Source organism: Vibrio sp. OPT24, assembly GCF_015163545.1.
Taxonomy (GTDB): domain Bacteria; phylum Pseudomonadota; class Gammaproteobacteria; order Enterobacterales; family Vibrionaceae; genus Vibrio; species Vibrio cyclitrophicus.
Window position 1 is genome coordinate 77282 of record NZ_JADDYI010000020.1, and the last position, 11454, is coordinate 88735.

Genomic DNA, 11454 nt, shown 5'->3' on the forward strand with positions numbered 1-11454 from the left:
AAATGTAATAAAGAGCAGAAACACTGCCCTTTTTTATTAGAATGCTAAATAAAGCAGAGCAAAGACAGGGAATGCAGCCGTTAAGCTATCTATTCTATCAAGTATACCACCATGACCAGGAATCAGATTACTGCTGTCTTTCACTCCGGAAACACGCTTAAACATGCTTTCTACAAGGTCACCAAGAACAGAGATAACAACGGTCACTAGGGTAATAATAATCATGTGAAGAGGGCTGGTGAATTGGATATCAAACAAATCAGCAAAGATCCAAGCCACGATCACCGCAGTAATAATGCCACCAATAAGACCTTCAATCGTCTTATTCGGACTTACCGCAGGTGCCATTTTTCGCTTACCAAAACTCTTTCCTGAAAAATAAGCCCCGCTGTCTGCTGCCCAAACAAGCAAACAAACAAACATTACCAATTTTGCACCGTGGTAAGGGTCAACATCGATGCCGTTAGCGCGCAGGATAACCACACTCCAGAAGAATGGCAGTAAAGTCAATACACCAAAAGCATGACGAAGGAAAGAAGAGTCTTTCCATGCTGGCATCGACTTAGGATAAGTCACTGCCATACCACTTGCGATTACCCACCAAATAGAACCAATAGTTAATATTGCGTAATGGGCGCTAGATAAGTCATTAAGGCTAAATGCATCAAAAGGGATAAAAGCAAAACTTGCCGCACTGACCACAACCGTTGGAATCAAGGCTAAATAACGCGACTTGCTTTCAACAAACTGAGTCCACTCCCAAAATCCCAAGAGCGAGATGACCGCTAATGAAAAAATAAACGTAGGAAGTGACAACTCGAAAATACCTAGAATAACTAGGGGAGCTAAAATCAACGCCGTAATAATTCGTTGTTTCAAACCAAAAAATCCTTATTAACTGTCCATCAGAGCTTTGATCTGTTCACCGGTGCATCCGAAACGACGCTCACGGTTTACAAACCAAGTCACAGCTTCTACTAAGCTGTCTTCATTAAAGTCTGGCCAGAATTGTTCAGTGAAATACATTTCAGCGTAAGCCAATTGCCAAAGCATAAAGTTACTAATGCGACACTCGCCACTAGTACGAATTAATAGGTCAACTTCCGGAATATCGGCCATAGTCAGGTGTTGTGTAATCATAGCTTCATCAATGTCTTCTACATTAATATCACCAGACTTTACCTGTTGAGCAATAGAAGTCATTGCTTGCTGGATATCCCACTTGCCACCGTAGTTGGCCGCAATATTAATAACCATGCCAGTATTGGTGCGAGTCAAAGCTTCCGCTTCTTCGATCTTCTTTTGGAGTCGATCATTGAAACGACTTTTGTCACCAATAACACGAAGCTGTAGATTGTTTTTATGAAGTTTTTTTACTTCACTCGAAAGGACTGAAATAAACAGTTCCATCAAGATACCGACTTCTTCTTCAGGACGACGCCAGTTCTCGCTACTAAACGCAAAAAGTGTAACGGCTTTAATGCCAAGTCTGGCTGCAGAAGAGATGGTTTTGCGAACGGCTTTAACACCGTTTTTATGACCAAAAACGCGAGGCTTGCCCTTAGCTTTTGCCCAGCGACCATTACCATCCATAATGATAGCAATGTGTTTAGGAAGAGAGTCTGTGAACGCTTGAGAATTATGCATAAAAGAGTGAATCAAATTCTAATAGTCGAACAGAGTAGCATAAAAAAACGCTGAACCGTGAGTACAGCGTTTTTCCGGAAAGAAAAGAATATGGAAAATTAAACTTCCATCAACTCTTTTTCTTTAACTGCTAAAACTTCGTCTACGTTCTTAACCGCAGCGTCAGTTAGCTTTTGAATTTCGTCTTGTGCTTTACGATCTTCGTCTTCAGAGATTTCTTTATCTTTAAGAAGCGCTTTTAGATCGCCATTCGCGTCGCGACGGATGTTACGGATAGCAACACGGCCACCTTCAGCTTCGCCACGAACAATTTTAACTAGGTCTTTACGACGCTCTTCCGTTAGCGGTGGAAGTGGTACACGGATAACCGTACCTGCAGACATAGGGTTTAGGCCTAGGTCAGAAGTCATGATTGCTTTTTCAACGAGAGGAGTCAGTGTTTTATCAAACACTGTAATTGCTAGTGTACGTGCGTCTTCAGCAATAACGTTAGCTACTTGAGTCAAAGGTGTTGGCGCACCGTAGTACTCAACGGTAAGGCCAGAAAGTAGGCTCGGGTGAGCACGGCCTGTACGAATTTTTTGTAGGCTGTTCTTTAGTGCATCAACACTTTTTACCATGCGCTCTTGAGCGTCTTTTTTGATTTCGTTAATCACAATTTCACCTTGATTATGTTCTTTCTTCAAGAAAGCTTTTTATTTGGAGTGATAAGGATAAGCTTACCAAAGCACAAGGCTTCAGTAAGCCCGAAAAATTAGTCAGCGTCGCTGATTAACGTACCTTCAGTTTCACCCATAACCACGCGACGTAGTGCGCCTGGCTTATTCATGTTAAATACACGGATTGGCATTTTGTGATCACGTGCTAGCGTAAATGCAGCCAAGTCCATTACTTTCAATTCTTTCTCAAGAATCGTGTTGTAAGACAAAGTATCATACAGCTCTGCGTCTGGGTTTGCTACTGGGTCAGCAGTAAATACACCATCTACTTTTGTCGCTTTTAGAACTACGTCAGCTTCGATTTCGATACCACGTAGACATGCAGCTGAGTCAGTAGTGAAGAATGGGTTACCAGTACCTGCAGAGAAGATCACAACGCGACCTTGACGTAGTTGGCTGATTGCATCTGCCCAATTGTAGTCGTCACACACCCCTTTAAGCGGGATAGCTGACATTACACGCGCATTTACATAAGCACGGTGCAGAGCGTCACGCATTGCAAGGCCGTTCATTACCGTTGCAAGCATACCCATGTGGTCACCAACAACGCGGTTCATGCCTGCTTCAGCAAGGCCTGCACCACGGAAAAGGTTACCGCCACCGATAACAACACCTACTTGAACACCTAGTTCAACCAATTCTTTTACTTCTTGAGCCATACGATCAAGGATCGTAGGGTCAATACCAAAACCTTCTTCGCCTTGTAGTGCTTCACCGCTAAGTTTTAACAGAATACGTTGATACGCCGGTTTAGGGTTCGTAGTCATGGAGTTTACCTTCCAAAGAGTTGATGATTAACAGTCATGGATAAAAACTGATTAGCTCAGTTCGTATTCATAACAGCTAACAAAGCAAAAAAATTGTTCATTATTCATAAAAAGACCGCAGCATTTGCCACGGTCTTTTTCAAACAATACGCTAAGGATTAACCTTTTTGTACCGCAGCAACTTCGTCAGCGAAGCTCATTTCAGCCGCTTTCTCGATGCCTTCACCAACTTCTAGACGTACGAAGTCAGATACTGAAGCGCCTTTCTCTTTCAGGATAGCGCCAACAGTTTGCTTAGGCTCCATGATGAAAGCTTGACCAGTTAGAGAGATTTCGCCCGTGAATTTCTTCATACGGCCAACAACCATTTTCTCTGCGATTTCAGCTGGTTTGCCTTCGTTCATAGCGATTTCAACTTGAACTGCTTTTTCTTTCTCAACTACGTCTGCAGGTACGTCTTCTGGGTTTAGGAACTCAGGACGTGATGCAGCAACGTGCATTGCAACGTGCTTAAGCGTTTCAGCTTCGCCTTCACCAGCAACAACAACACCGATTTTCTCGCCGTGACGGTAAGAAGCTAGTGCAACACCTTCAACGAATTGTACGCGACGGATGTTGATGTTTTCACCGATCTTAGTTACTAGTGCAATACGCGCTTCTTCAAATTTAGCTTGAAGAGCAGCGATTTCTAGACGTTCTGCTAGAGCAACTTCAGCAACTTCGTTAGCGAATGCAAGGAAACCTGCATCTTTAGCTACGAAATCAGTTTGGCAGTTAACTTCAAGAAGAGCAGCTGCGCCGTTTGCTTCTTTGATGATGATTGCGCCTTCAGCAGCAACGTTACCAGCTTTTTTAGCTGCTTTCGCTGCGCCAGATTTACGCATGTTTTCAATTGCTAGCTCGATGTCGCCTTCAGCAGCAACAAGTGCTTTTTTACATTCCATCATGCCCGCAGCTGTGCGTTCACGAAGTTCTTTAACTAGAGCTGCAGTTACAGTTGCCATTCTCTATTCCTCAGTAAATTCTAAAAAAGATAAAAAACAGGGGCCTAATTAATTGGCCCCTGATATTGACTGTATTCAGTCCGTTAAGCCACCGATTATGACCGCTTAATATGAACTAAATATGGCTCAGAGCCGCTATTATTCAGCTTCTACAAAACCGTCTTTTTCAGCAGCTACAGCAGCAACATCTTTGTTACGACCTTCTTTAACCGCGTCTGCAGCAGCGTTTAGGTAAAGCTGTACTGCACGGATTGCATCATCGTTACCTGGGATAACGAAGTCAACGCCGTCTGGGTTAGAGTTAGTATCAACTACAGCGTAAACTGGGATACCTAGGTTGTTTGCTTCTTTAACTGCGATGTGTTCGTGATCAGCATCGATTACGAATAGAGCGTCTGGAAGGCCGCCCATGTTCTTAATACCACCAAGAGATTTCTCTAGCTTCTCCATTTCACGAGTACGCATTAGAGCTTCTTTCTTAGTAAGCTTGTCGAAAGTACCGTCTTGAGCTTGCGCTTCAAGTTCTTTCAGACGCTTGATAGACTGACGAACAGTTTTGTAGTTCGTTAGCATACCGCCTAACCAGCGGTTGTTAACGTAGAACTGGTTGCTGTTGATAGCAGCTTCTTTAACAGCTTCAGATGCAGCGCGCTTAGTACCAACAAAAAGAACTTTACCTTTCTTCTCGCCAACTTTAGCAATTTCAGCTAGAGCGTCGTTGAACATTGGTACAGTTTTTTCTAGGTTGATGATATGTACTTTGTTACGAGCACCAAAGATGAATGGCTTCATTTTTGGGTTCCAGTAACGAGTTTGGTGACCGAAGTGAACACCAGCTTTAAGCATATCGCGCATTGATACAGTTGCCATTTTAAAATCCTCTATGGGGTTAGGCCTCCACATCCCCCATGAATCCGACCCCTAACAACTAACCACTTTTCAGCCGTTATCTATGTTGTTGAGGCACCCCGGAACATGTGTCGGAATGTGTGTGATTTAAAGAAATAAGTTAGTGGACACAAAGCTTGTTTCGCCAAGTGGAGAAAACAGTCCTGATGTCCGGCGCGCTTTATACCATATTTTGTCTATCTATGGCTAGAAAAAATTCTAAAAATGGCGACTGCTATACTGAACCGTGGCGGCGAATTTCCTCTGTAAAATAGTGTCCTATTCAAATCACGCTGCACCATTAAACCGAACATTATCCACTCAGATTGAGCAGTATCCACCAACATTGTACGGACATGGTAATGTTGCGCTAAAATGCTGCACTGATAGAATAGCCCCAATATGCACACTTAGGTGCTACCAAATTAAGAGATATGCAATGGCTGTAAAAATTAAAACTGCAGAAGAAATCGAAAAAATGCGCGTTGCCGGCAAACTGGCCGCTGAAATTCTAGAGATGATTGAACCTCACATCCAAGTAGGTACAACGACAGAAGAACTGAACAAAATCTGTCACGAGTACGCTCTAGAAAGAGGCGCATACTCAGCACCACTTGATTACCACGGTTTCCCTAAGTCAATCTGTACGTCTATCAACCACATCGTGTGTCACGGCATTCCAGCATCACAAGATGAGACAGGTAGCACAGGTCAATTCAAACCTGCAGTATTGAAAGATGGCGATATTCTAAACGTTGATATCACTGTGATTGTTCCTGATGATGAAAATGCAGACCTAAGCGTTCGTCCACAAGGTTACCACGGTGACACATCTAAGATGTTCCTTGTTGGTGAGGTTTCACCGGCAAACAAGCGTCTATGTATGGTTGCTCAAGAAGCACTTTACGAAGGTATGCGTCAAGTTAAGCCTGGTGTTCAGCTTGGCCAAATCGGTACTGCTATCGAGAAGTACATCAAGACAAACAACAAGAACAACCCACGTGCTAAGTTCTCTATTGTTAAAGATTACTGTGGCCACGGCATCGGTTCTGAATTCCACGAAGATCCACAAGTGGTTCACTACAAAAACAACGACCGCACTGTGCTAAAAGCTGGCATGTGTTTCACTATCGAACCAATGATCAACGCTGGTAAATTCGGCTGTCGTCTCGATGACGAAGATAGCTGGACAGTGTACACCGCTGACAGCAAGAACTCGGCACAGTGGGAACACACATTGGTTGTGACTGATACAGGTTGTGAAGTACTAACCCTGCGCAGCGATGATACTATTCCACGTATCATGAAGAACGCTTAGTTCATTAAACTGAACGCATCGGCCTTTTAAAAATATCCTCGCATTGTCGAGGATATTTTTTTACGCTCAATTTCGATTTTCCACCAGCTTCTGGTAAATTGTTTATTATTCTCATTTGCTTGCACGGATAGCAAACTATGCCTTATCAATGCCCTCTTACGTTCAATGATGAACAAATTGAAATCTGCGAATTAAAAAATCAGCTCGAAATCTTCACGCAGTATCAAAAAAATGAATTTCTAAATCATCATCCAGTTACTGATTTAGTACTATTGCGATCCAAATACATGGATTTGCTTCTCAGTCGATTATGGGAACATTTAGGCTTTAATAAGCTGCCACATATTTCCCTTGTCGCAGTGGGTGGATATGGTCGAGGTGAACTTCACCCGTTATCGGACATTGATATTCTCATTGTCTCGCAAAAAACGCTTCCACCAGCTCTTGGTGAAAAGGTCAGTCAATTCATTACTCTACTTTGGGATTTAAAGCTCGAAGTTGGCCATGCTGTGCGAACTATTGCTGAGTGTCTTGATATCGGCACCGATGATTTAACCGTCGCGACTAACCTACAAGAGTCACGCTTACTTTGTGGCAGCGAAGACACCTTCCAAGAGCTGAAACTAAAGATTCATTCCGATTCATTTTGGCCTAGTGAGACTTTTTACAAAGCTAAAATTCAAGAACAAAGAGAGCGTCATGCTCGCTACCACGACACCACTTACAATCTAGAGCCAGATATCAAATCAACTCCAGGCGGCTTAAGAGATATTCACACACTGAGTTGGGTAGCTCGTCGACATTTTGGTGCGACATCGTTACTAGAAATGAGTAAATACGGCTTTCTTACCGATGCTGAATATCGCGAGCTCGTTGAGTGCCAAGATTTTTTATGGCGTGTTCGCTTTGCATTGCATATTGAACTGCGCCGTTACGACAACCGTTTAACGTTCGCACATCAAGCTCAAGTCGCTGAGCATCTAGGTTATACTGGTGAAGGAAACCGTGGCGTCGAGATGATGATGAAAGAGTTCTACCGAACACTTCGTCGTGTAGCAGAGCTCAATAAGATGCTACTTAAACTGTTCGATCAAGCGATCATCAATGGCGGTGAGACCCAAGAAGCTGAAATTCTTGATGACGATTTCCAGCGTCGAGGTTCACTGATAGAGGCGCGTAAGCCTGCACTGTTCCAAGCACGGCCAGAAACGATTCTCGATATGTTTATCCATATTGCCAATGACTCTTCCATCGAAGGAGTAAGCCCACCAACACTGCGACAACTGCGCACAGCGCGCCGTCGACTGAACCGATTCTTACATACCATCCCTGAAGCTCGTGACAAGTTCATGGCATTGGTTCGCCACCCAAATGCTCTGCATAAAGCCTTTAGCTTGATGCACAAGCTAGGCGTCTTATCGGCATACTTACCACAGTGGAGCCAAATTGTTGGTCAGATGCAATTTGACCTATTCCATGCTTACACCGTTGATGAGCACAGTATTCGTCTGCTCAAGCACATTAACCGTTTCAGCCAGATAGAAAACCACGACAAGCACCCTATTTGTTGTGAAGTGTACCCACGAGTTCAGAAGAAAGAACTACTGATTCTGGCGGCTATCTTCCATGACATAGGTAAAGGCCGCGGTGGAGACCACTCAGAAATTGGGGCAGTAGAAGCTTACTCTTTCTGTATTGAACATGGGCTATCTAAACCCGAGGCTAAGCAAGTGTCGTGGTTGGTACAAAACCACCTGTTGATGTCTGTCACTGCACAACGCCGTGATATCCACGATCCCGATGTTATCGCCGAATTTGCCAAAAAAGTACGTGATGAAGAATCACTTGAGCTTTTGGTTTGTCTAACCGTCGCCGATATCTGCGCCACTAACCCTGAGCTCTGGAACAGTTGGAAACGTACCCTACTAGCGGAATTATTCCATTCAACACAAAGAGCACTGCGCCGTGGTTTAGAAAATCCGGTTGATGTCAGAGACCGTATTCGCCACAACCAACAAATGGCCTCCGCCCTGTTACGTAAAGAAGGCTTCACCGCTCGCGAAATCGAAGTGCTTTGGCAACGTTTCAAGGCCGACTACTTCTTGCGTCATACCCACAAGCAAATCGCTTGGCATTGTGAGCACTTACTTCGCTTGGAAGATCCAAGCCAACCCTTGGTATTGATAAGCAAAAAAGCCACTCGTGGTGGTACTGAAGTGTTTGTCTACTGCAAAGACCAGGCTGCACTGTTTGCGACCGTCGTTGCTGAACTCGATCGACGTAACTTTAACGTCCACGACGCACAAGTTATGGTCAGCAAAGATGGCCATGTTTTAGACACCTTTATCGTTCTAGACCAACATGGCAAAGCTATTGATGAGGCAAGACACAAAGCCGTTGCCAAACATTTGGTTCATGTCCTCGCTGATGGTCGCCCAACTAAGATCAAAACACGTCGTACACCTCGAAATTTACAGCATTTCAAAGTCAAGACTTTAGTCGAATTCCTACCAACAAAGAGCAAAAAACACACTTTGATGGAACTCAGAGCACTGGATACCCCTGGGTTATTGGCTGAAGTAGGTGCGACCTTTGCTGAGTTAGACATCAATTTACATGGCGCAAAAATCACGACTATCGGCGAACGAGCGGAAGATTTATTTATTCTGACCAGTGACGCTGGAGGAAGGCTTTCAGAGGAACAGGAACAAGCGTTAAGAGAAAGATTAACCGAGCATGTTTCGGAACTCGCACCTTAGAAAGCTAATTCAATGCCAAGAGTAGGCTTAATAGCCAAATTAATGTGGGTAAAGATAGAGAGCGATCTTGCCCACAACTTACAATCAATTCCCAGATATCAACTATCTAGCGCGTGATTAGGCTGCTACATTGATTAGGTCAATTTCATAAAAGTATTACATTCATAAACTAGAGGTCGCTTATGTATCCAAACCTCACTGGCTTAGGTATCCACGAACCTAAACAGATTGAACGTTATTCCCTTCGCCAAGAAGCCCACAAAGATATTCTAAAGATTTACTTTTGTAAGCAGAAAGGCGAATTGTTCGCGAAAAGCGTTAAGTTTAAATACCCACGACAGGTCAAAAGTGTGCTTGTTAGTGGTGGCAACAATCAATACAAAGAAGTGACGGAGATAAACCGCAACCTCACCCTTGTGATTGATGAGCTAAACAAGATCACCAAACCTACGCCAACCACTGAGGTCGATGTGAAGCAGAAGATCCTCACTGATTTACGTCACTTAGAGAAAGTAGTATCGAGTAAGATCTCAGAGATCGAAGCTGATCTAGCAAAGTTAAAATGATCCCGCTATTAGCAACTAAATTCTAGTAAGTCGATTCCAATTACACAGATATTAGAAAGGGCTGATATTACTATCAGCCCTTTGTTTTATGCTTTCTACGTTTACTTGGACGCGTGTACTTTTACTTAGGCGAACATGCTTCAGCATTCACTAAGTTGGTATCCCACTCAAAAGTTTCAAACAACCTTAACCACGTTTCATCTAGGTTAGCCTTCATCACTAACTCCTTCTTTGTAAAAGGGTGGATGAAGCGTAGTTCAGAAGCATGCAGTAACAAACGGTGAGAGTCTAAATCATCACGAAACAGACGGTTATGCTTACCATCACCATGCGAAGTATCACCCACGATTGGGTGTCTTAGGTGAGCCATATGACGACGCAACTGATGCTTGCGACCTGTCTTTGGCATCATCTCAACCAAGCAATAACGACTGGTTGGGAAGCGGCCTGTTGAATACGGCACTTCAACTTTCGCTAACGGCTCGTAAACGGTAATAGCCTCTTGTGGTTCTTTATCTTCTTTCACGAACTTGTCTGCGATCTTATCCAACTCGACCTTGAGTGCGTAGTCGAGCGTATCGCCCTCTTCTATCCAGCCACGCACAATCGCATGATAAGTCTTTTGCATCTCATGGTTGGCGAACATCGGCATGACTTCAGAGGCAACCTCACTCGACAATGCAAACACCAAAACACCGGATGTAGGTCGGTCTAAACGATGCAAAGGAAATACATGCTGACCAATTTGGTCACGCAGTGTTTGCATAACAAATTGAGTCTCGTGTTTATCCAACCATGAGCGATGTACTAGCATACCTGCAGGCTTATTCACCGCGACAAAATACTCATCTTGATAAATGATCTCTAACATTACGCGCATACCTCATCAATGCTCAGAATCGTCACTAGCAGTTCAGCTTTGTCTGCCTTATTTTTCCACACTTCACTAAAATAAGGATGAATCGCAAAGCCTTTCGGTAGACTTATTTGGGCATCCATCATTGCGTTGATCTTAACGATAAAGATCCACTGCAACCACTCTTCCGGTTGTAGCGAATCAACCGCGAAAGGTTCAATGCTCGCAAGCGCCTCATCCGAGGGTGGAAACGTGCTCCACAGAGAACATTGGCGCATTTGTTGTTCTAATTGTTGAAGTAAAAGAGGTAACTTTGTGGCAGCTGTCATTTTTCACCAAGTTATTTATCTAGTGACCTTGAAATTGGGGCATAGAGTACCATCTATTTAGGAAAGAAAGTTAGGAGCTTTATTACTATGGAAACCATTCACACGCTCACTCAGTTGCTAAAGAATAGCGGTTGCCAATATGATATCTACGATCTAGGTCGTCGTATCCAAAAGATCGACAACAACCTATTCTCTGATGTTGAGCAGGGGAAACAGCCGTACCCATTTCCACTGCAGAAACAAGCTCACTTAGCGATTAGCTACTGGAACGAACACAAGCAACCTTGGATTTGGTTCCTAAAATTTAAACTGGATGAAAGAGGCCTATTGCATCAAGGAGATGTGGGTAACTTCCTAAAGTTTGTTATTGAAGCAATGGGCACTCGTTTGAACGGCGAGATCACCGAAGAGCAACAACAAAAGCTGTCTAACAACCCATATACCTTCAAGCCTTCTGAAGACAAGATGGCCGTGTTCCATAGCCAAGTAAGATCAGGTTTAGATCTTGCGACGAGCCAATACTACGAACACGCTCAACATTACTTCACAGGTGAACTCGGTTGGGACAACTGGAAAACGGTTGGCTTGCAGGGTATCACAG

The 11454-nt window shown here is 43.7% G+C and carries 12 protein-coding genes; 4 read left to right on the forward strand and 8 right to left on the reverse strand.

Annotation, left to right across the window (positions count from 1 at the left end; genetic code table 11):
* Positions 1 to 36: 36 nt before the first annotated feature.
* The 6 genes from IQO02_RS06045 to rpsB all read right to left on the reverse strand — a co-directional run bounded on the left by IQO02_RS06045 (position 37) and on the right by rpsB (position 5007).
* Positions 37 to 879: a phosphatidate cytidylyltransferase gene (locus IQO02_RS06045; RefSeq protein WP_016787751.1), complete on the reverse strand. Its 843-nt coding sequence runs from the start codon at positions 877 to 879 to the stop codon at positions 37 to 39.
* A gap of 15 nt (positions 880 to 894) precedes the next feature.
* A complete protein-coding gene (locus tag IQO02_RS06050; protein WP_010436491.1) occupies positions 895 to 1647 on the reverse strand; it encodes an isoprenyl transferase in 753 nt (250 codons plus the stop codon).
* Between the two features lie 98 nt (positions 1648 to 1745).
* Positions 1746 to 2303 carry a ribosome recycling factor gene (gene frr, locus IQO02_RS06055; protein ID WP_009847417.1) on the reverse strand — a complete coding sequence of 186 codons (558 nt, stop codon included), beginning with the start codon at positions 2301 to 2303 and terminating at the stop codon, positions 1746 to 1748.
* Between the two features lie 98 nt (positions 2304 to 2401).
* Positions 2402 to 3133 (reverse strand): UMP kinase, encoded by a 732-nt coding sequence (pyrH, locus tag IQO02_RS06060; protein WP_009847418.1) that lies wholly within the window; start codon positions 3131 to 3133, stop codon positions 2402 to 2404.
* Positions 3134 to 3291: 158 nt separating this feature from the next.
* On the reverse strand, positions 3292 to 4137 hold the full coding sequence (gene tsf, locus IQO02_RS06065) for a translation elongation factor Ts (RefSeq protein ID WP_010436487.1): 846 nt from the start codon (positions 4135 to 4137) through the stop codon (positions 3292 to 3294).
* A gap of 138 nt (positions 4138 to 4275) precedes the next feature.
* Positions 4276 to 5007, reverse strand: coding sequence for a 30S ribosomal protein S2 (rpsB, locus tag IQO02_RS06070; protein ID WP_009847420.1), 732 nt, complete (start codon positions 5005 to 5007; stop codon positions 4276 to 4278).
* 457 nt (positions 5008 to 5464) lie between these two features.
* On the opposite strand from rpsB, the gene map reads away from it, so the two are divergent.
* The 3 genes from map (at position 5465) to IQO02_RS06085 (ending at position 9668) form a co-directional block, all read left to right on the forward strand.
* Positions 5465 to 6343 carry a type I methionyl aminopeptidase gene (gene map / locus IQO02_RS06075; RefSeq protein ID WP_010436481.1) on the forward strand — a complete coding sequence of 293 codons (879 nt, stop codon included), beginning with the start codon at positions 5465 to 5467 and terminating at the stop codon, positions 6341 to 6343.
* Between the two features lie 137 nt (positions 6344 to 6480).
* Positions 6481 to 9102, forward strand: a complete 2622-nt coding sequence (gene glnD, locus IQO02_RS06080) for a bifunctional uridylyltransferase/uridylyl-removing protein GlnD (protein ID WP_010436479.1) — start codon at positions 6481 to 6483, stop codon at positions 9100 to 9102.
* A 182-nt stretch (positions 9103 to 9284) separates the two neighbouring features.
* On the forward strand, positions 9285 to 9668 hold the full coding sequence (locus IQO02_RS06085; protein WP_010436477.1) for a DUF3461 family protein: 384 nt from the start codon (positions 9285 to 9287) through the stop codon (positions 9666 to 9668).
* 121 nt (positions 9669 to 9789) lie between these two features.
* On the opposite strand, the gene truC is transcribed toward IQO02_RS06085, so the two are convergent.
* A complete protein-coding gene (gene truC / locus IQO02_RS06090) occupies positions 9790 to 10539 on the reverse strand; it encodes a tRNA pseudouridine(65) synthase TruC (protein ID WP_016784999.1) in 750 nt (249 codons plus the stop codon).
* Entirely contained in the window at positions 10539 to 10853 is a 315-nt protein-coding gene (locus IQO02_RS06095) for a YqcC family protein (RefSeq protein WP_016784998.1), read from the reverse strand. The genes truC and IQO02_RS06095 overlap by 1 nt, the downstream gene beginning before the upstream one ends.
* 87 nt (positions 10854 to 10940) lie before the next feature.
* On the opposite strand from IQO02_RS06095, the gene IQO02_RS22065 reads away from it, so the two are divergent.
* Positions 10941 to 11454: DUF3549 family protein (locus IQO02_RS22065; protein WP_228006011.1), on the forward strand; the 514-nt coding region annotated here is incomplete at its 3' end.